This is a genomic window from Amycolatopsis sp. WAC 01376 (genome assembly GCF_003947415.1).
GTDB lineage: Bacteria > Actinomycetota > Actinomycetes > Mycobacteriales > Pseudonocardiaceae > Amycolatopsis.
Map to the genome: position 1 here is coordinate 290,340 of NZ_QHKL01000004.1, position 23,454 is coordinate 313,793.

The window sequence follows — 23,454 nt, forward strand, 5'->3', positions numbered from 1 at the left end:
TGAGGGGGTGTGTGGAAAAAGGGACGTTGAGTGTCCCTGTTTCCACACAGCCCCTCTGAACTGGTGGTCACCGGGACTCCTCGTGCGACACAGTGAGGGTCGCGGTCCGGCCTCGGGGCCAGACTGTCCCCAATGTCGCATTGGGGACAACGGCTCTCGGCTCTCGTCAGGCGTCGTCTGGTTCCGGCTCGCCGGACGGCTGTGGCGGGTTCGGCCGCACGGTGATGATCGCGCGGCGGCGGCGTTCCTCCGGGGTCGCTCGCGGGTCTTCCGGGGCTTCGGTGAGGTCGCGTCCCTTCGACTGCGACGACACATGGATCGTCGGTGTGCCTTCGGGGACCGGGCCGGTGTCGGAGGCGACCTGGACGACCTGGTGGTCTTTCTGGAGGCGGGCGAGTTCTTCGCCGATCTCGTGCACCAGCCGGTCCCGGATGGTGTCCGCTCGGTCCTTCCCCTTCTTGATCGCCTGACCGGACGAGCCCCAAGTGCCGTTCCCGTATCCGGTGACCGTCACGAGCGGCATCGGCAGCCGGTTGTCACTCCGCCAGATCGCCGCCCTCGCCACGCGGGTCGCGGCCGATCGCAAGGTCTGCTCGTCGGCCTCACGCGCCTCGGCCGATCCCTCGTCGAACGAGGTGTGGACGGACCAGTCGGTCGCCGAGCCCTGTCCCGCCGAGACAGCTACGGTCAGCATGTTCACCAGGCCCGCCGCGTGCGGGTAGTGATATGCCGCCAGCCGTTCGTGGAACGTGTTGCCCTGTTCCTTTCCGTACATGTAGAAGTTCCAGTTGTCGCGCTCTTTCGGCCAGCTCGCGAGGTTGTACATGGCGCCCTGTGCCTCTTTCCACGCAGGCAGGACGAGCGGGTGCTCGTGCCCGTGGGTGAGCATGAGATCGGCGAGGGTCTTGAACTTCTTGACCGCGTGCAGCCGCAACTCCAGTTTGCCGACGCCGGGGTCCTTGCTCCGCTTCGCCTTTTCCAGTGCGTCGGTCAGATCCGCTTCGATCGTGTCCCACCTGCCGTTGTGGTCACGCAGGGCGTCGATGAGCGCCTGTTCGACCGCGGGGGTCCGGGTCGCGGTGTGCGGCGAGTTCTCCAGCACCATGTTGAACCGGCCGTCCAGGCTCGTGGCGACGACCGCGGCGAAGTGGTAGCCCCAGGGATTCCCGTTGATCGCGATTCCCTTGGCGTAGTCGAGGTCCATCGAGACGACCCCCTCATCGTCGTCGTACGGCATCGAGTTGGCGCAGTAGGCTTCGCCGATCGACGGCCACACGAACTCGTTGACGCCGATCTTCCGCGCCAGCCCGTCCACCGTCGCCCTGCGTGCCGCGTTCGAGGGCCGGTAGCTCATCGCGCCGCCGTACTCGCGACCCGGCCGCGGTGCGCCGGGTCCCCCGCCGGTGGGCCTGGTGTCCTTGGCCACCTGCCCCACGGCCCACCGCGGGTCGACAAGGTCGAGATCCCCCGGCTCGCCGTCCGCCGTCGCCGCCAGCGCCTCGGCCAGCATCCGGGTACCCGTCACCTCGATACCGCTGGTGGAACTGATGTTCGCGATCGCCGCCCGCCCGTCCGCATCCCGGAAGACGGCGGCGTCCGGCAGTCCGCCCAGGATTTCCTGCGCGAGGTCGCGGCAGATTTCTGAAGGCTTGTCCCGGAACTTGACGGACACGCGGTTCAGCCGGTGCTCGACGCCCTCGCGCTCGACGACCAGAACGACGTCGTGCACGACGAGTTCGATGTTGCTGTTGGCCTTCAGAAGCGCGGCGCGCGCGTTCGCGACCACGTCGGGAACAGCGAAGAATTCCTTGCCCTTCGTGGCGCCGATCGCGATCGAAGCGTCCTCGGCGATCGTCAAGGAGAGGTCGTCCGTGCTCACGAGTTCCTGGGCCGGGGCCGAGAAGGGCGCCGACTTGGGAGTCACCTCCGACGTGTACGCGGACGGATAGGTGAAGACCGGTTCATCGCTCGCTCCCTTTTCGATCCGGAACGAGTCCGTCACCACGGGATGCGGCAAGGGTGCGCGAAGGTACGCGACAGAGATGTCGTCACCCTCGATCCGGACCTGGTATCGCCCCGGCTCCCCCGACGCCGCCAAGCCGGTGGAGACGACGATTTCGCCGGCGAGTTCCGTCTGCTCGTCGTACGTCAGATCCGTTCTGGCGAAGACCTCTTCGACGATCATTTCCTGTATCGCGTCCTCCAAAGCTCCGTAACGAAGGTCGTCGAGGTCCTCATCGACGGTCCGCACGCCGGAGATCTCGAGGGAAGGCGCCGGTGAGAACAGGAGCGGCTGCCGACGATGCTGATGGACGACCTCGACCACCTGCTTCACGACCCGGCTCAGCTCGGCCCGTTGCCGGTCGGTCAGGTCTGTCGAACCCGCGGCGAAGTCGACCGTCACCGGGACGGAAAGGTCGTCGTACCACTGGGTCGTCACGTCGTGTCCGAGGCCGTCGTCGGGGGTTTCGGTGGCACCGAACAGATCCGGCCGCTCGGCCGCGAGCTCGCTCCCGATCGCGAAGCCCTCCTCGTCCACCGGTGCCTGGTCGTGTCTCGGCGCTTCCGGCGAATTCCACGCCGGGGCGAGATCGACCGTGATCACCGCGCGACGACGAGCCAGCTCCGGGGTGACGTTTTCCGGCAGCGGCTCGGTTCCCAGTGCGCGGCCACGGGACTCCGGGACGATCTTGATCTCGGCGGCGGCACCCGGTGCCGCCGCCAGCTCGCGGTCGAGGGCCGTGCGCAGAGCCGTCGCGGTCACGTTCGCGCGGGCCTGCCCGGTCCGCATTGCCTGCCCGGCCCCCAGCCTGCCACCGTTGCCGAATCCGACGACCTTCACCGTCGGCAGCGGCAGGCGGCGGCCACGCCGATCGATAGCCGCGTCCGCCACGGATCTCGCGATACGGTCCACAGTGGACAGAGCCGTCGCGGAAAGTTCCTTGCCGCCTTCTTCGAAGAAGATCTCGCCTCCGGAAGTGTCGCCGTCGGCCAGACGCACGGCGCCCGCCAGGTCCGCTTCGGGCACCCCGGTCTCATAACCGGCGGGAAGGTCGTCGGTTCGCCAGGCCGCGTCGTCTTCGACCACGATGTGCGCGCCGACCGGCGTCGCGGCCCCGCCACCGGCGGGCAGGTGCACCCAGGCCCCGCCCGGCTCCACCACCGGCCGCCCCGTCGCGTCCACCCCGACCCGGCCGGCGACCACGAGCTGCCCCGGTCCCGACGCGACCTGGCCGGGAACGAAGTACACCGGACCGTCGGGAGCGACCGCCGCCACGTCGACGCCGTGCGTCCGCAGCTCGGCCAGCACCTTGGCCGCGAACGACGGCAGGCCGCTTCCGGCACCGCACGACGCGAACATCAACGGCTTCGCGCCGTCCCACCGGCCCTCGTCCTTGGCGCGCATCAGCATCGTGGCCACGTCGGCCGGGTCCAGCCGTGCGCTCCCCGCCCCGGAATCGTCGCGGACCGGGACACCGTTCGCGTCGCCGTGCGCCAGGAAGGTGAAGAACCGGTCGTCCACCGGGAATCCGTCCGCCATCCCGGCCAGCCGCGGGTCGTCCGGCCGGATGCCACGGTTCCCGTCGAGCGGAACGGTGCCCCCCGAAACCACCGGGCTCGTTTTCCCCATCAGTACGTCGAACACCGACTGGCCGATGCGGCCGTCCACGGAGACCGACGGCTGGTCCAGCCGGGTCCCGAAAGGCATGGAGTCGGGGATGAACCGCTTGATCGAGCGCGCGGCGGTCGTCACGTCCACGACGCGATATCCGGCGGGCGCCGCGTCGTCGGTCACCACGCCGTTCTGGTCGACGCCCAGGTAGCCCTGGAATTCGCCCGTCTCGTTGACGTCACCCGTGTCCTCGTCGAGTTCGAAGCGCGTCCATCGGCCGTCACCCGTGACGAGTGGCGTGCCGTAGGTGTCGTAGCCGATGCTGCTCGCCACGACGAGGTCGTGGGAGCCGCCGTGCCCGCTCAGGTTCGGGGTCCCCCACACCAGCGTGCCCGCCGCGAACACGGCGGGTGCCCGTCCCGTCGCCAGGTTGACGGCGCGCAGCACGGCAGGAACGTAGTCATCGGGGTTGGGCGCGGCCAGTCCGCAGGACACGAACCGGAGTGCGGTGTCCGGCGGCCACCTGCCCTCGTCGTGCAGGCGGGCCAGCAGCGCGGACATCACCGCCGGGGTGATGGGCCTGCCGAGGAATTCCGGTGTCCCGGAGGGGCCGACATGGGCGACCACGGTGAAGAAGTGGCCGTTCGCCGGAAGACCGCGGACCACGGTTTCCTGCTGCTCCAGCGTGGTCACGTCCGTCGAGGGGTCGGCGAGCCAGATCCCCGAAGCGCCGTCGAGGTGGACCGCGACGTCCAGCATCGAGTCGACGAACCGGGTCAGCTGTTCCGGGGACAGCGGTCCGGCGGGCGCTTCGGCGGCGGGCTGTGCTTCGCCGAGTTCGCCGGAGTCACGCACAGCGGCGTAGCCACGTGCCACTCGTTCGATCCGCCAGAGATCCCGCGGCGGGACCAGGACACCTGGCTCGTTCGACCTGCCGGTGTACAGGCCGTGGTCGTCGTGGATCTGGTTGAGCAGCGGAACGGTCTCCCGCGTTTTCGTCGCATCCGGTCTCGCCGGGCGGATCAGGCGATGCGGCCTCTTGGCGGGGTCACGATCCTGGAAGGTGTAGGCGGTCGGCTCGTTCCGGATCATCTCGTACTGGTCTTCGATGCCAAGGAAGTGGCCGACCTCGTGCGCGAGCGTGCGCCGGGAGGCGTCCAGTGGCCAGGTGTTCTGGCGCGCTCTGCCTGCCGGGGTCACCTTGATGGTGGAATGCGCGTCGTCTTCGGCCGCGGTGAACTCGACCCGCACATGCAGCTGGTCACCGCTCGGCAACCGATGACGGTGGTTGAACACCGCCTCCACACCGCGCCGGGTGTCACGGCGGAGCCCGTCCTGCTCTTCGGGCGAGCCACCTGCCAAGAAGAACCGGATGGTGTACTCCTGCACCCATCGGCCCCGCGCCTTCATCCGCCGCAGGTCGTAGGTGATGACGCTCCGGATCGGTATCAGCGGCTTGCCCGCGTTTTCGTACGACCGCATCGGCAGGTGGGCGCCGAGCCGGTTCACCGTCACGACGTGGGCGTTCGCCCGGAGGTTTTCCCAGTCCCACGGGTGTACCGGATCGCTCAGCTTCGACCACGCGGCGTCCTCGCCGGCCGGGGTGGTGGTGCTGTGCTGCCAGGTCTTCTCGTCGTCCAGTACCCGAAAAGCGGGCTGGACGGCAGGCGTCGTCAGCGACTCGTCGGAGTCCTCGTCCGGTCTGCCGGGCGGAATCCGTTCGCCCGGCGCGGGTGCGCCGTCCGGATCCCAGTCGACGAAGAACTGGACGCTGCCCGCCAGCGGGCGCATCGCGGGATCGTCGGGCTGCGCGAAGGTCAGCGGCTCGGTGACGGCGCCCGGCTGAGTACCCGCGAGGATCCGGCGGACCTCACCCGCCAGCATGTTCGCGATCAGGTCACGCGCGTCCGCGTCCCCGTCGTCCACCACGACCCGCACGACGGGCATCGCGGCGTTCCGCGCGCGCGACCTCGTGACCTGACGAGCCAGCTCCCTCGCGAACTCCGTGGTGTCGCTCTGCTGCTGTGCCGCGTTCGGGCCCGGCGCCAGGTGGTACACGAGTTCCGGCCTGCGCTCGGTCCGCCGCGGTGCCCCGGAGAACAGCGTCGGCGAGGCGGATTTCAGCCGCAAGGGCAACAGCCGGTCGAGTAGGGCGATGTCCTCGGCTTCCAGCGAAAGCGGCCCCTGTCCCTGGACCGTCACCCCGAGCAGTTCCAGCAGCTGCCTGGCGACGTCGTCGCCGGTGAGCCGGCCGGTGAGATGCCGGTCCGCCTGCCACGGGCCGCCGACGTCGCCAACGGTGAAGGTGAATTCCGGCGCCGGAGAGGCGTCGTCGATCTCGAAGCGGAACTGCGACCCGTCCGGCAACAGGTAGCCCGCGTTGAGCAGGGCCTGCGCCGAGGTGATCCGGTCCCACGCGTCGTAGACGTCGGACGGTTGCACCCCGAGCAGCGGCATCAACGTGAGCTTCGCGGTGAACTCGGTGATCCACTGACTGCCGATGTGCACGGAAGCCGGGGGCGGGCCGGGAACCACCTCGTACAGCGGAACCTGGATCCGCCGGACCTCGATCGCCGGGCCCAGCACATCCGGCCCGGTGGACGACGGTTCGCCGAGGGTGAGGGTGCGCAGTTCGGTCGCGAACCGCTCGGCATGATCGACCGGATGCCCCTGAGCGATCAGTTCGTCGCGGGTGGCCAGCCATCGCTGGTGCGCACGCACCCGCGACGGGCTCCCCGGGCCGGCGACGCGCACGGTCTCGACCTGGGCGTTGCCCCGCAGCCACGGATCGGGGACGTCGGCCAAGAACCGCGGATCCGGCCGGTGATCGACGTTCTGCCCCCACCACGTGGTGTGGTCGGCGAGCTCGGCCCGCAGCGCGGCGAGCCTGCCTCGCAGCCGCACGAGCTCGTCGGCGAGCGCCACCGCTCGCGCGTCCGGGGCAGGCGGCGCCACCGGTCCGACGGTGGGCGGAAGGGCGGCCAGCTGCTGCTCCTCCGCGGCGACCGCGGCCCGCCACAGGGTGGTTTCGAGTTCGAAAAGCCTTGCCCTGCGCTCGATCCGGCTCCGTAGCGTGGCGCTCAGCCGTTCCTCCGCGCGCGCGACCAGATCAGCCGCCACTTTCCAAGCGGCGACCGCGTCATCACGGTCCCATTCGCTTTTCAGCCGCACGCGGCTGAAGCGAGGATCAGGGGAAAGCCGTTCGGTCTCCGCGGCCACGACCTGGGACTGCTCTGCCTGCCGCGACCCGGCCATGAACCGGCGCAGGTCCTGGTACGCGAGCCCGAGTTCCGCGCGGCCTGCCGTGATCTCGGTGGTGAGCCGGGCGATGTCGTTCCGCACGGCCTCGACCGTCTCGGCCGTCGGCGGCGCCGGGACCGGGTGCTCGAACGTCCACCCGGCCAGCGTGCGCGACACCCTGGCGAGCTTGATCTCCGTGTCGGTGATGGCCACGTTCAGGTCGACCCTGGTCAGGTACCGGCCGTCGCCGCCGGACACCGCGGCGGCGCGGAACGCCGTCGGGGCGGCGGAGAGGGTGGCTTCCCGCCGGTACTCCCCCAGCAAGGAACGCTCGGTACCGACGGTGACCGTGAGCAGTGCGCGGGCGGCGGCGGGAAGGACGACGTCGTGCCGCACCCCGGAGGCCTGCCTGCCATCGGTGAGTGTCCGGACGAGAGCCGCCAATTCGGGCCGGGCGGCGAGGAAACCCAGCGCGGCGTTCCAGATCAGCTCCGGCCGGGGATGTTTCCCGACGGCTTCCTCGACCAACGTCAGATGCAGGTCACCGGCACGGTCACGCAGTCCGCGCACCAAGGTCTGCACGATCTTCTTGGTCAGCTCCGCGGTGGCGGCCCGATCATGCGGCGTCGCGACGGGCTCGCCGGTCAGCGACTCCGGCAGACCGGCGTCGCTCTTCGTGATACCGGGAATTCCCGGATAATCCGTGATTCCGTTCTGGTAGCCCAGTTTCGTGCTCAGACCGGCGAGCGCGCCGGAACCGATGCGAAGATCGACCGGGTCGCGGCCGCCCTGACCCGCCACGATGCCGATGGCGGACGAGAACTGTTCTCGGGGCGGCTTGCCGTGGTTTTCGCGGATCTCGTCCAGGTAGAGCCGAGCGAACGGGTGCCCCTTCGGCACCACGAACGCCGAATTCCCGTCGGCTTCGTCCGTGATGACACCGAAAGCCGGTTTCGACGCGGCCTGTTCGCCGAAGCTCCATTCGTCGCTGATCCGGTTGCCGCCATCGGTGTAGACACCACCGAACCGGTGGAGAACCTCCATCCGCAGGATGTCACTCGCGGCGGTGTAGCCGACGGCCACCTGCTTGACGGACTCCGCCCGGTAGAGGTCGTGCAGGTGCATCGGCGACTCGGTGGTGAACACTTCGTCCACATTGACCAGACGAATGTCGTTACCCTCGGCCCATTCCAGCATCGCGCGCACGTCGGCGAGCGGGTCGTGGCGACCGTTCGCGGGCGCGGGTGTCGCGCGGGCCGCGTCGAACCGGCCGCGAGGTATGTCGGTCCACAACACCACCCGCCGCTCGCCACCGTGAACCCGGCCTGCCTTGCCGAACTCGGCCAAGAAGCCCGCGTCACGCGGCGGTCCGCCCAGCCGCACCGCGTGCAGGATCGACGGCAGCTCGGTCACCTTCGGCAGCGGCGCGACCGTGCCCGGCGCCCATTCGCCGAGTTCGTCGTCAGGGCGCTCGGTCCGGGTGACTCCGGCCGGATCGTCCGGCAGCCCCGCCGGATCCATGGACCCGGCCGTCGGGGACGGACCCGAGGCCATGTCCAGCCGATCGAAGAACGCGAACGACTTCCCCGCCGCCAAGGCCGAAAAGTCTTGCCCCGCCAGGAAATCCGGCGTAGGTGACGGCGCGAGCAGACCGAAGAGGTCCGGGCCCGGCAGTGCCGAAGCGGCTAGGTCCGCGGCGAGTTCGTCAGCCGACTCGTAATCGGTGTTCTCCTCCTCGACGCCGGTCGACTCGGGCAGCCCACCGTCGTCCACCCCGGCGAACGTGTGGTTCACCGGGACGGCGAAATCGAACGCCACGACCTCGACGCCGGCGGCGGTCGTGTCCGTCATGTCCGCGGCGGCGAGCGCGGTCACGTCGACGGACCGGCGGGTCCGGAACGCCGGTGTGCCACGGCGTTCGAGCAGTCCACGCCGCGGCCCGCCGGTCATCTCCTGTACGACCGTCACGCGGTCGCCGACCGGGTGTGCCGCCAGCAGTTCCGTGATCCGGGCGGCGACCGCGGCGGCCCGTTCCCGGCCGCGACGGCTCGCCGCCGACGGGACCGGATTGTTCCCGGTCCGGCCGACGACCTGGATCTCCAGCGTCCCGCCGAGCAAGGCGCGGCCCACGACGCTGTCGACCAGCCCGCCGAGGTCGCCCTCCGTCGTCGCGGTCAGGGCCGCCGACTCGGGAGCGAACTCGACACGGTGCCTGGCAACGGTTTCCCGTCCGGCCGTGTCTTGGTCGCCTGCTCCGCCGAACACCCGGGGACGTTCCTTCGCCGAGGACGCGTGCCAGCTCTGGTACGCCCTGTCCAGCCGCCGCGGGTCGTTGCCCCAGGCGCGGAGATCGGCGGTCGCCCGCTCGACGCGGTTCCGTGCCGCGCGGAGCGTGCTCTCGGACACCGGGAGACGCTCGCCGTCACGGGAGCTTCCCCCGCCGCCGTCCGCGAGCCGGGCCGCCAACTCCGCGTGCGCGACTTCCGACCGGCCGAGTTCCTGGCGAGCGGCGAGAAGGTTCGCCCACGCCTCGGCCCTCGTCCCCGGGAAGCCGGGAACCGCCGTCCGGGCGGGATCCGGGCCGGGGTGCCCGTTCGCTTCCTCATCGAGGATCTGCCGCCACTGTGCGGCGTCCCGCTTCCATGCCTCGGCGAGGGTGCCGCCGATCGGGGCCGCCGACACGTCCACGGTCCGGCGGGGCGCGGCCGCCATCGTCACCGGCTCGGTGTACTCGTCGCCGGACGACTCCACCGAATGTCCCGGGAAGTTCAGCAGGCCCCAGACGGCGTCCGGCAGCGTGACCGCCCGCGACCCGGCGCCGTCCCGCCGCTGGAACGTGATCGACCGGACCTGGTCCGCCAGTTCCGGGCTGTCGGAGATGAACTTCAGCGCCGCGTGCCATACGAGGCCCGGCTCCGGGTGCTCGTTCACGACGGCTTCGACGGCGTTGAGGTGCAGGTCGCCGTCTCGCTCACGCAGGCCGTCAACGAGGGCACGGACGACGTTCTCGGTCAGCTCGGCGGTCCGCTCCTGTCCGCCCGCGTTGTCGGGGCGTGCCGGTGCGGGGGCGGACGGTGTGGCTTGACCGTCCAGAAAGGACGGATCGGCGAGCAGGACGGCCACCAGCTCGTCCGCCGTGGGGTAGTCGTCATCGGACCCCGTCGGGAAGGCAGGCGCCGTCGGGGTGAGGTCCGCGACCGGCTCGACCTCACTGAGGCGGATCGTCGTCTGACCGTGCCATTCGGCGGCTTTGGTGACCTCGGTGACCAGGTAGGTCAAGCCGGGCGGCAGGACACTCACCTCGGCGCCACCACCGTCGTACCCCGTCACGGCCGGGCCGTCGATGACGAACGTGACGTTGCCCGATCGGCCCCCGGTGACCAGCATCGTCGGCTCGACGATCGTCCCGCCCGGCCGGTACGCGGCCAGCTCGGCGGCCGACCGCCAGGTGGTCACCGTGATCTCGCTCCGCGACGTGGCGTCTTCCCCGGCTCGTCGCCGTGCTCGCACGACCCGGTCGCGGTGCGCGCGGGTGTCGCGGGTCGCGAGGTCCGACGCCAGTTCCGGCGCCTCCCTGATCATCTTCGCCAGCGCGAGCCTGTCTTCGATGCCGTCCCGGTCCGGCCCCGGCCCGATGGGCCCCGCGAAAGGCGGGGCGATACGGGTGGGTGTGGCCTCGACCTGACGCAACTTCACGTGCAGCTCGTCGCCGGCCTCCGCGACCTCGAGCACCTCGAACGCCGTCCCCGGCGGGAGCAGCACCTCGCGTTCACTGGATCGGTTGGACGCCGACGCGATGGAGGCGCCATCGTGGACGAGCGCGCTGACGACGACCTTCCGTTCCGGGAAGAGCCGCTTCCCGCCTTGCATGGCCCGGAAGAAGCTCGGGTCGGCGTACCGCTCGCCGACCTTGAACAGCTCCTTGGCGGCCGCCACCGGCAGGCTCATCACCCGCGTCACCGGTCCGGTGTGGCGAGCGGGGAACCGGGTCACCGCGGACGACAGCAGCCGGGTCAGCGACGCCGCGTACTCTGGGCTTTCCGCGTTCGTCAGGTAGCCGTCGATGGCGCTGTAATGCGTGTGCGAGTAGGCGCGGATGGCGGCCAGTTCCGCCTCGCCCGTCGATGCCAGATGCGGATGTTCCTTCAGGACGGCGGGAACCTGCTTCAGGTACTCGGCCATCTCCGGCCGGGCACGGAACTCCCGCTCGTCTTCGGCCGTGGCGAGGAAACCCGGCTCTCGCTCAGTGCTTCGCGGAGGCGTCGGCGACGGGCGGGGATCGTCGCCGACGAGGGAACGGGTGCGGTCCCAAAGCAGGTGGAGGTTGCGTGGTTCGAGGACGACGTCGGAGGTCGTGACCGGCGCCGCGGTCATCAGCCCCGGCCCGGTGGCGACCCGGCCCGCGCCGTCGACGTGCTGGAAGACGGGAGTGTCCCTGGTACCGCCCAGTGAATCGACGAAGTACTCGTCGTACAGGCCGAGGAAGTGCCCGATCTCGTGCGCGAACTGGACCTCGGTCCCGTCCGACGGCCAGTGCCGCTGGTCGACGGGAGTGCCCGGCCCGGTGACGAAGACTTCGCCGTGCGCGTCTTCGCGGTCGGTGAACTCCACCTCCACCAGCAGTTGCTCGCCGTCAGGGAGCCGGTAACCCTGGTTGAAGTATGTGTCCACAGCGGACTCGACCTTGGCTTTGAAGGCCGCGGTGTCCACTTCGGACCGACCGGGATCGTCCAGCCTCAGCCGGACGGTGTGCAGCCGCACCCGCGTGGGTGGCTCGCCGTCGCGGGCGATCTCGAACCGGCGCAGGTCGTAGCCGATCGTCGCCTGCCACGGCCGTTTCTTCCGGCTCAGCCCACCGTCCTCGGACCGGACACGGACAGCAGGGGTCTGCCGGACGGACTCGAGGACATCCTTGCGGGACACCGGGTTCGTGACGACGTGATCGACAGTGACGGCCGGATCCGCCGTTTGCCACCAGATCCGTCGCGCGTCTTCCCGCGACCACGACCTGCCCGCCGGACGGGGCGCCGGACGTCGCGGTGACCCGCCGACCGCTATCCGCAGCTTCGGATCGGCGGGCACCGGCGCGGCGATCAGCATCGCGACCGCGCCCGACCCGGTGAGCGCCAGTTCGGTCACCGCGTCCAGGTCGGTCGTCCCCAACCGCCGGACGACCGCACGGCGCACCCTGGCCAGGGTCGCCGACGGCGGGACACCGTTCTCGTCCAGTGCCGCCGTCGCGAACGCCGCCGGAAGACCGCCCGCCGCGGTGAACAGCGCGTCGGCCAGCGCTTCCGGGTTGGCCATCAGGTCCTGGAACAGCGGATCGTCGCGCAGGGCCCCGGCCACGGACGGCGGGGTGTCCATCAGGACGAGTTCGACCAGCCTGCGCGGCAACGGGGCGTTCCGGTCGTAGTCGAGACGGTGCCACGGGGAATCCGCGTCGGTGAACGGGTCTCGTCCACTGTGGAGGATCGCGGCGACCTCGGTCAGCATCCGCTGGACTCGTTGTGGTGAAAGCGGTTCCAGGGCCGTGTCACGCGTCGGCACCATCGCGGACAGCAGTACGGCGTCGTTCGCCAGGGCCCGCGCCCGGTGGGCGCGCAGCTTCAGCAACGACTTCTCCGCGGCCGACGCCGCCTCGGCCTGTGCGTCCACCGCCGCGAGCGCGTCGTTCAACCGGATCAGCGAGTCACCGAACCGGGTGCCGGAACCCAACGAGAGGTCGCCCGCGCCCGCCAGCCTGGAGAACTCGGCCAGCGCGGTGTCGAAGTCGTTGCCGGACAAGCGGAAATGCGGCAGGTCGGCGGTGCTCGCGTGGTAGCCCGCCACGATGCTCGCGGCGGGCACCGGGTCGGCGCGACGCGGCGGGGCGGCCGGGGCGGGCGCGGTGGGGAACGGCACGTCGGACGGCCGGGCCGTGATGTGCGCCGAGTGGCGGCGGAGCGTGCGCTCGAGATCGGTCGGCCCCTGGACCCATCGGCCCGCGTTGGGAGCGGGTGCCCCGAAGACGGCCGAGTACACGTCCTGCACGAAAGTCGTGCAGTTGGTGCTCATCAGCTTGTACTGCCGGTCCGAGTGGGCGATCACCCGCTCCAGCCCTCGGATGATGTCGTTCGCGCTCGCCAGGTATTCGGCGCTGTAGGTGGTGGGCTTGTCCCGCGCACGGCCCGCGTAGACCGTGCCCGGTACCGTCGCCCACGGCGGCGAGGGAGGATTCTCGGGCGCGAAGTCGATGAGTGTTTCGCCGCCGAAGGGGTCGTGGATCTCGATCCACGCGTGGCCGGTGTACTGAACGCTCAGGTCTCGATGCCGGGTCTTCACCAGGAACCGGAAGACCGGCCGGTCCGCGTTCAAGAGCCGCATCCGGTCGAGGGCGTCGAGAAGATCGGACGTCATGAGGTACTGCGTGACCGTACGCTGCCGTACCTGTGTGCTCGGCACGCGGCCGTTCAGCCAGCTCTTGACCGTCATTTCGGCCGGGATCGTGCCGTCCACCGGTGGTGTCCGCACGAAACCGAGGGTCGCCGACTCGGCTCTCGTGTCGTCCTGCTGGGACCGGGTCACGATGCGCAGATGACCGAGGTCGACGCCGTGGTCCGCCTCGGCCGCCCGCAGGACGGTGTTCAGCGCGGCCGCCAGGTTCCGCTCCCGGCGCTCGGCCAGAGCGGTGTCCTGCCCGCGCTTCACGACGATCTCGATCCGCGCGCCGGCGGGCGGCGGAGTGCCCAGCTCGTCCACGACCGAACGCGCGAACCTCCGCAGCTCACCGAGGGCGGCACCTTCGACGGCATCAGCGCCGGAGGTGAAGAGAACGTCCGCGTACGGGTCCAGCCGGCCGATGTCGGCCGTCGGCCCGGCGGCTCCGATCATCTCGCGCAGCCGCTTGCCGAGGTCGCCGGGCCCGGTCGCCAGCCAGCCCGCCGACGGGGCGGGCTCGCCGGAGACGCGTTCGACCAGCCCGCGCGCGAAATGCATCGCGTTGAACGAGAGTGTCCGGTGCTCGACCGAGAGATGGCGCAGCGAATGATCCAAGGCATGCACCGCGTCTTCGGCCGAGACCCACACCTCGTAGCTCGCGGCGGCGGTGTGGCCGACGTCCTGGAACCGCACTCCGGTCCGATGGAAGCCGATCGCTTCGTTTCCGTGGCCCGGTAACACGAACTCGACCCAGGCGTGGCCACGGGCACCGACGAGCTGGGCGAGCCTCGGCACCGGGGCACCGGGATCCACCGACAACCGCATCAGGATCGTCCGTACCCGGGCGGTGCCGAGCCGTCGGTGCTCCTCGATACAGGCGACCAGCGGGGACGACGCCCACAGGTCCGCCGGTCCGCCGACCAGCGTCGCCGTCCGGGAAAGCCAGGACGTCACCGTCTCCCCCGGCCGGAACCCGAGTTGCGGGCCGAGGTCATCGGCGGACTCGACGAGTGCCATGGTCACCGTGCGCCGCCGCGCCGCCGGGTCGGCCGAGACCAGCGGCGGGACACTGTTCCGCTCGGCGGCGACGGGGACGACGGTCAAGGGGGCGCGTCCGCCCGGCGAACGGGTGAGCAGCAACCGGAGGATCTCCGCCACCGCGTTCGCCCTGGCGAGTGCCGTGCCGGTACCAGCCGCGTTGCCGTGGCCCGTGAGCCGGATGGAGGGCTGTGCTCCCGGTTCGCGCGCCACGATCGCGTCGGCCGCCGCCGGGGCCCACGCGGCGAACCGCTCGACAGCCGCGCGGGAGGCGTCGTCCAGCGCGCGCGAGCCTTTCTCGAAGCCGACGACGCTTTCGACAACCGGGACAGGCCTGGTCGACGGCCTCGTCTCGGCGTCGCGAGTCGCGAGGAAGTCACCTGTCGGCGTCAGGACGACACGGACGGGACGGCTACCGGCGGGACCGAAATCGGTGTCCTCGCCGTCCTCGCCCAGCACGTGCAGCCGGACGTCCAGCGCTTCGGCGACCTCCTCGGCGGTCGCGTTCCGCAAGGTCACCCCGAGCGCCCTCAGCTCCGCTTGCCGTGTCGGCGAACCCGGCGCGACGGTGACGGCGATGGCCGCCACCAGATTCCCGGTGACCGGCTCGCCGCCGACCGGCACGACCGCTTTCCCCAGCCGGGACAAGACATCCCGCTGCTCGACCGTGAGACCGGTGTGCACCGGCGTGGCGACACGGCGGGTCGCCAGGAAGTCGGCCGAAGACGAAAGGACCACACGCACCGGATCGCCATAGGCGGGGCCGAGGCGGATCGTCGTCCCGCGTTCGGTCAGCACCCGCAACCGGACGTCCAGCGCGAAGGCCACCTCCTTCGGCGTGGCGTGGCGCAGAGACGCTCCGAGGTCCCGCAATTCCTTTTGGCGCGAAGGAGAATCGGGCGCCGTCGTCTGGACGATCGCCTCGACCAGGTTCGACGCGACGGTGTCACCACCGACCTGGACGACCTCACGGCGCTCCCGGGTCAGGGTTTCCCGCTGGACGTCGGTGAGTCCGGGGCCCTGCTCGGTCTCGACGGGTCGCGCGACGCCGGGGAGCGCGTCCTGCCCGGGGTCGGCGAGGCGGGCCCCCGGCCCCAGCTGGCTCCGCAGGACGTGCTGGATCATCCAGGTGTGGCGAGGCAGCAGCTTCGGTGTCACACCGGGTTTGACGACGTCGGCGCCCATGACGCTGACGTCGCCGGTGACGACGCCGGTGGTGCCGTCGTCCTCGCGGCTCAGGAAGACCCGGTCCCGGTCGTGTTCCTCGTCGGCGGCTCCGAGGTAGTGCAGCAGTTCGTGGGCCAGTTCCTCCTGGGTGGCGTCGGATCGCCAGGTGGTCTGGGTCGTGCGTTCGTCGTCACGGACGACCACGTCGTACGCGCGGTACCGGGGCGCGCCGTCGTCGTCGGTGAGCCGGTCGTCGGTGAACTCGACGCGGACGTGCAACTGGTCGCCGTTCGGCAGGCCGTAGCGCTTGTTGACCAGTGCCTCGATGCCGGCGCGGGCCCGCTCGCGCAGCCGCGTGAGCTGTTCGCCGGTGATGCCGGGGCCGGGTACGAGGTTGATCGGCACGGTGAACTCGGTGACGCCGCGGCCGCCGACCTCGAACCGGCTGACGCCGTACCGGATCACCCCGTCGTACCGTTTGCCGTCCTCGGTGAGCAACGTGGTCAGCACGTCGGCGGTCTCGGTCGACACCGCCCGCCTCGGCGTCGTCGCCCGCTTCGGCTCCCACTGCGCCGGGTCGAGCGGATTCGCCACGGTGAACCAGGGCGCGTCGGTGGCCCGGCTGTGCCGCCACGCTTCGTCCTCGGGAGACCGCGGCTGTGCCGCCAGCCGGGTGAACTCGGCGTCCAGCGCGCCCTTCGCCAGCCACCACGCGTCTTGTTTCGTGTCGGCGAAATCGAGCCACGCCGCTTGCAGGACCGCCTGGGACGCGGCCACCTCGTCGGTCGCGGCGGCGCGCTGTTCCTGGGCCTCCGTGACGGCGGCGTCCGCGTCGGCCAGCGTCTGCCGCTGCTCTTGGAGGACGTCCCGGTACAGGTTCCGGCGCAGCTTCGCCTCGGCGCGGTCCCGGGTCAGCCGCTGCACCTCGTCGTACGCCATGAGCCTGGCGTCCAAGCCTTCGGCGAGATCGAGGCGCTGCTTGGCCTCGGCGAGTTCGGACGAGAGCACCTGGAACGTCCGGGCCGCGTCCCGCGCACCACGGGCGAGGTCGTCGAGATCGGTCTCCAGACCGGCCCGCAGTACCTCGGCGGCGTCGTCGGCCGCGGCCACCCTGTCGAGCTGGAGTCGCGCGGCTTCGGCGACGGTTTCGGCCTCCCGCAAGGCTTTCTCGGTCTCGCGGGCGAAACTGTGGTGCCGTTCCTCCAGCGTGCCGGGACGCCGGACCCGTGCCGCGTCGACCGTGCCGCGCCAGTCGATGCCGACACCGAGTTGCTCGACCAGCTGCTCGGCCTGGTAGCGGTGGCGTTCCGCGCCGACCTCGGCGTCCCGCCAGGCCTTCGCCGTCCTGGCGACCCTCGCCTGACGTGACTTCAGCGCGCGCGGCACCTTCTGCCCGGGGAGGTCGGTCAGGTCGGCGATCGGCATCCGCACGTCCGCCGAAGCGGGCACCGACAGGTCCACGACTTCGGTGCGGCCTCCGACCTCGACCACGATCCGGTAGTCCACGTCGAACCGCACCAGCGCGGTGCGGCCGACCGGTTTGTGGTTCGCGATGGCGGACACGGTCGTGCCGTCGACCGTGGCGTCGGCGGGCTCACCCGTCCAGCGCGTCTCCACGCCGCTGACGAGGCCCCCGATGTTGGCCTGTTCGTTGACGGGCGTGACCGAGGGTCCGGCGACGGCCACCTCGCCGATCTCGACCACCTTCCGCTCCGCGGACCGCGCCACGGTCGCGTTCTTCGGGTTCTCCAGGTTGACACCGTCGCTCAGCGCGACCAGGCGAGGTGTGGTGAGCCGCGCGTGCACCTCGACGTTCGCTCGTTTGCCCCGCAGCACGGCCGCTTCGCGCAAGGCCGGCACGGGCAGGCTCGCCGTCGTCATCGACGGCAGGAACGCTTGCAGTACCTGAGGACTCAGCGTCGACCAGAGGGCGTTGATCGTGCCCGTGCCATAGCCGGTGATCCCGCCGTCCGCGCCCGCCGAGGTGAGGATGTCCCGCACGAGTTCGCGCAGCCGCGCGGCGGCGCGCACGGATTCGACCGACGCCATTTCCGGCAGCTTCGCCACGCTGCCCTCTCGCCATTTCCGCAACGCGGCAGGGGAAGCGTCGTCCGGCGATCGCCGGGACGGCCCGGAATCGTTGTCAAGTAACGGCTTCTTCTTATCGGCCGCCGTGTCCGCGGTCAGGTTGTCGGCCAGCAGCCGGACGCCGAGTGTCCGCTCGCCGGTCTTGGCGGACGCCACGGTCTCGCCGTCACGCCGGATCTCGAGGGTGAACTCGATCGGGACGTCGAACCGCGCGGCGGGCCCGGTACCGGTCCGCAGCAGCGTTTCCTGTTTGGAGGTGACCTCGCTGGTGCTGGTCGTCTTGATGGCGCCGACGCCGCCGGTGATCGCGCCGCCGACCGAAGTCACCGTCGCGCCACCGGGATCGCGGAACTTCTCCTGCCCGCCCGCGCGGAACGCGACCGACCACGACGTGGCCGTACCGTCCGTCCGGGTGGTCCGGATCGCGCGCGCGGTGCTGTGCTCGACGGTTCGGCCGTCATTGACGACCTCGCGGAACCTCGGCTCGCCCAGGGTGCGCGCGGTCAGCAGCACCTGATAACCGCTGTCGGTGAACAGTTTCGGCAGATGCGCGTGCAGCGGGATGCCGCCGTCCAGGGCGCTGTCCACCAGCCCCTGCACCCCGTCCGGCGAGACGAGGTCGGTCAGCCTCGCCCAGTTGTTCATCGCGTCGTCCAAGAAGACGCCGGGCAGCAGCGGCACCTTGGCCTCGGCCAGCCGCGCGGACAGCTCCGGCACCAGACCGGACAGGTCGGGCAGCCGCTCGACCGCGCCGAGCCCCAGCGCGCCCGGCTTCCCCGGCGGCAGCGTCAAGGGCGCCGCGAGCCGCTCTTCCCGCACGCGGGCACCCGCCGGCTTGGCGGGCAACAGGCCGTACTCGCGGGCTTGTTCTTCGGTGAGCCACACGAAGGCCGCGCCGGGAAGGTCCACGAACCGGGCGGCGCCCCTGGCGGCGGGGTGCACCACGGCGGTCTGCTGCCGTGACTCCGCGAGCACCGTGAAGGCGATGTCGAACCGCGCCAGCACCCGCGGCGTACCGGCCGCCGTGGTCACGTTGCGGTCGACGGTCGCGGAGATGTCGAGAACGTCGCCCGTGGCGGTCGTCTTCGCCCAGGGTTTGCCGGACACGCCACCGGTGCCGGAGCTGTCGGGATCGCCACTCGGCGCACCGGTCCCCGAGACGCCGACGGTGACCGCGGGGCCGCTGCTCTTGCTCTTGCCACTCTCGAACCGGTAGCCACCCGAGGTGGAGCGTTCCGCGCCCGCGTCGTCGGCCACGCGGACGAAGGTGGGGTTGCTCAGCCGCGCGACGACACCCAGCCTGCCGACGCGGTCGGCCAGCCGCCGCGAATAGACGAGGTCGGTGCTCAGCGCACCGCGCGTGAACGACCGCAACGCCGCCTTGATGTTCTGGTTGCTCAGCATCGCCTGGACGCTGGTCCACGCGTCACTGCCGGGAAGGGTGAGCGCGCGGTCGCCGTCCGAGGCCTCCACCAGCGCGTCCATCGCCGCCGCGCTGACGTGCTCGGTGTACACGATGGTCTCCACGCCGACCCACTCGCTCACCTCGGGCCGCGCGAGTGCCTGGAGGTGACCGTTGATCGACCGCGGCGGGTCGAGCGTTCGCACCTTCGGGGCGCCGGGCGCGAAGCGTGCCGGGTCGGCGGGCAGCGTCACGCTGTCCGACATCGACAGGGTGAAGGTCGCCGGGAGCAGGTACTCGTCCGCTTCATCGGGGGTCGTCCAGATCGACAGGACGTCCGGGACCTGGGTCCCCGGCAGGCCCGGCAGCATCTGCCGGACCATCGCCTGCGAACGGGAGAAACCGGTGATGGAGACGACGAACCGGCCCTTGTGCTCGAAGACCTCCGAGTCCGGGCTGCCGATGTTCAGATAGGTCGATTCGACCACCGGTCCCGCTCCGGTGCGGGTGCCGCCGCCACGGCCGTACTTCACCGCGGCCGTCCCCACCGCCCCGAAGGTGACCCTGCCCTCCGGTCCGGCGGTCCAGCCCTTGTTCGACGCGGAGGACGCGCCCAGCGCCGGACCGGACGTGGTGGCGTTGCGGACCACCCGGCCCTTCGTCCGTCCGACATGCTCGGCCGACTTCGACTCCAGCCGGACCGTGACGGTGACGTAGTCCTGCCGGAAAGCTCCTTGGCGTTTGAGGGTCACCGACACCCCGGCGCCCAGCAAGGCGTCCATCCGGTTGCGCAAGGCCAACGGGGACAACGCGGCCTGCAACCGGTGCTCGTTGGCCAGCATCTCCAGCGTCCGCGCCGCGTTCGCGGGTTTCGCCGGGACACCGCCCTCTTTCCCGCCCCAGCCGGGCAGCAGATCCGCGTACCGGCCCGCTTTCCGGAGCTTGCCGCGGATCTCCGTGAGCACGCGCTCGGCGCCGTCGAACTCGCCCACCCGCACATTGCCCGCCGCGAGCCCCGCCGCCAGATGTGCGGGCGGGAACTTCTTCTCCGACGCCAGCGTGAGCCCGGAACCGGTGCCCTCCGGGACAGGCAGTCCCCGCGCCGCGGCCTCCGCCATCCCCACCCTGGCGTAGACCGCCGCCGTGGTCGTGACTTCCTCGCCGTCCAGGCCTTGCACCACGATCGTCGCATCGAACCGGTAGAGCCCGATGTCCCCCTTGAGCTGGATCCCCGACTTCGCGGTCGAGGACCGGCCGGACACGGCCGTGTCCACGTTCCGGGAGGAGAAACCGGCACCGAGCCCACCCGCGACGCGCGCCCCCGCGACACCCGCCCCGTAGCCGAACGCGACCGAGGCGTCGAACCCGCGCCTGGTGGAGGCCGAAACGGACGAACTGGTGGTCGCGGACTCGTGCAGCCGCAACTGTGTCTCGGTCGTGGGGCCGACGAGTTCGGCCTTGGTCAGCACGGCCCTCATCCGGACCGCGGCCACCCGTCCGCCGTCCGCGCTGAGCAGGGCGGCCGAACCGACCCAGCCTTCCAGCATGGCGCCGAAGTTCTCGCGCAGGCTCGCGGTCCCGAGGAACGCGCGCAACGTGTCACGGCCCGGGGCACCGAACTCGGTGACCGACCCGTGCAGCAGACCGGCGGCCTTGGAGTACACCTCCCCCAGATCGGTGACCGCCTCGGGCACCGGATTCTGGAGTTTGCTCCCGACGTCGGCGTCCAGGTTCTTCGCGGTCAGCCCGGACGGCGGGGTGAGCCGGACCAGATCGTCCGGGACGCGCAGGGTGACCCGGCCCGGAACCTGTTGGGGCCTGCCGATCTCGGTGCCTGCCCGGTCGTGGACGCTGACGGTGAACTCGACGGCCATGGCGACCCGCCGGGAGCCCTCACCGGACCGGATCGCGCGCTGGTCCACAGTGGACATCGCGACGGCCTGCGCCGTACCGGGGGCGGCCAGCGCGGCCTTGCCACCGACGGTGAGATACGGACCGACCGGCGCCTGCACCGTGCCGGTCATCCCGAGGTCGCCGGCGTGGAGGACGGCGAGACTCTCCGCGGTCGATGTGCCGCCCTGGACCGTGAGATCCGCCTTGGTCTTCTCCCGCGGTTCGCTCACCGGCTCGCCGCGAAGGGCGGCACGCACCCGGATCTCGCGCCAGCCCTTGGCCGTGCGGACGGGGAAATGCAGGCCGCTCAGCACGGATTCGAAGTCGTCGCGAACGGCGTTCCCGATCGCGTCGAGCTGATCCGGAGTGGCGCCGGGCATCAGCCTGGCCAGCTCGACGCCGAGTTCGCCGACCCCTTCGACGTCGAGCACCGGCGCGGAACCGATGGCCTGGCCGTCCGCGAGGAACGGCGGCAGGTCCGCGAGTTTCAGGACCTCCTCGGTCTCGGTGATTTGCTCGTTCTCGTTCGTCTGCTCGGTCTCGGTGATCTGCTCGGTCTCGGTGAGTTCGGTGACGATCTCGGCCTGCTCGGTGACGAGCGGTTCCGCCTGTGTTTCGACGGGAGCGTCGTTCGCCGCGATTTCGGCGACCGATTCGGTGGCGACGGCGATCTGCTCCGGCTCGATCGTGGTCGTCTCGGTGGTGGTGGTCGTCTCGGCCTGGACGGGCGCGGCCTGGCTTTCCGTGGAAGTGGTGCGCAGCGGGGATGGGCGAGTGCGCGGGCGTTCCTCGTCCGGCTGAGCCGACTTGGCGTCGGAGGTGGTCCGCACGGTCGCGGGCCCGGTCTTCGACTCGGTCGGCTTGACTTCGGCGGTCGGCTTGACGTCCGTAGTCGTTTTGGCAGCCGAACTCGTCTTGACGTCGGATTTACTGTCCGAAGTGGACTTCGCCTCCGTGGAGGTCTTGGTTTCGGGGGCCGCCTTGGCCTCGGGGGTAGCCGTGGGAGTGGTTCCCGTCGGCACCGTGACGGCGTCCGACCCGCTCTTGGTGTCCAGTGAGAGCCCGGTCGGAACGGTGCCGGACAGGCTCCCGCCGTCGAACATGCTCCCGAACTTCTCCTTGATGGAGGTGACCGCCGCGTCGAGCCCCTTCTCCCCGATCCCTTCGATCTTGTGGCTGACGGCACCACCGACCACACCGCCGACGAACCCCATCCCGAACTCTTCCGCGGACACGGAATCACCGGTGATCCCCGCCATCGCCGCCTGGGTCATCACCCCGGAGACGCCCTCGAAAAGGAAAACGGTGCTGAACTCGAAGGCCTTCGCCGCCAGGTTGCCGCCGAGGCGGTCACCCACGTTGCGGGACAGCACATCCGGCACGTCGTCGGCGAACGTGCGCACGACGTCCTTGCCGAGTTTGTCGCTGAACGGATCGAGCACCCGGTGCAGACTGTCGTTGAACGCCCCTGTTCCGCCGAGGCCGTGTTTGCTCCAGTTGTCCACGAACGTGCGCGCGTAATCGCGGCCGAGTTGCCGGGCCGCGTCGTCGCCGAGGGTCTTGCCGAACGCTTTACCGAAGCGGTCGGCCATCTCATCGCTGAAACCGTTGACCGACCGTTTCGTGAACGCCGACGCCGGATCGCTGAGCTGCCTGCCGGCTCGGTCGGTCAAGGTCCGGCCGACGTCGCGCAGCCAGTTGTCGGGAAGGTCTCCGCCGCCTGGCAGCTTGAGATCCTTGACCAGCTTCATCAGGTCGTCGGTGGCGATCTTGCTGAAGTCCCTGCCCAGCAACCCGGCGATCTTGCGGCCCAGCTTTTCACCGAGTTCGCCGACCGCGCCGCCGAGCACCCCGCCGACCGCGCCCGAGATCAGCGTCTGCGTGGTGGCATCGTCGTCCCACTCGGTACGTTCCTTCTGGAGCCGCTGAACGGCGGCGTCGATGAGCAGCCCGCCGGTGATCCCGATGAACGTCTCGAACACGATCGCCCGCACGAGCATCTTGAACAGGGTGAGCAGATAGCCGCGAGTGAGAGCGTAATGCCAGGTGAGGTTCGCGAGTGACCCTCCGGCGGTGACGGACGCGAGCGCGTATTCCATCGCGATCTCGTAGGCGAGCAGGAAAAGCTGGCCGATCGCGGAATACTTGGCGTACTCGACGTCCAACGCGATCTTGCGGCAGCCGTCGGCGATCCCTTTCGTGCCGGTCGCCAGCTCGTCCATCAGGTTCGGCGAACCGTTGGTGAGCGGCTTCATACTGGCGTCGAACGCCTCACCTGCCTGGGGCATCGACAGTCTCTCGTCGATCCCCCGCTTGACCCGGTGGATCGAATTCGGCAGGTCGGTCAGCTTGCCGGTGAGATCGTCGTACAGCTCCGCCGATTTGCGGAACTTGTGCTGGTTGGCGGCGGGCCACGAGACGCCGAGCACTTCAAGGAGCGTTCGCGCCCACTCCGGCACGTCGCCGAAGTCGCTGCGATCGACCTTGATGGGCACGGACAACCTCCAACCGTTTCACCGGAGCTAACGCACGCCGGCCGCCGGACGGTTCACCGAAGTACATGAAGGCCCCCTTCCTGTACCTAGTGTCCTGC

The 23,454-nt window shown here is 70.4% G+C and carries 1 protein-coding gene; it reads right to left on the minus strand.

What is annotated here, in order from left to right:
- Positions 1 to 166 precede the first annotated feature (166 nt).
- Positions 167 to 23,356, minus strand: coding sequence for a hypothetical protein (locus DMH03_RS24130; RefSeq protein WP_125794279.1), 23,190 nt, complete (start codon positions 23,354 to 23,356; stop codon positions 167 to 169).
- Positions 23,357 to 23,454: the final 98 nt, after the last annotated feature.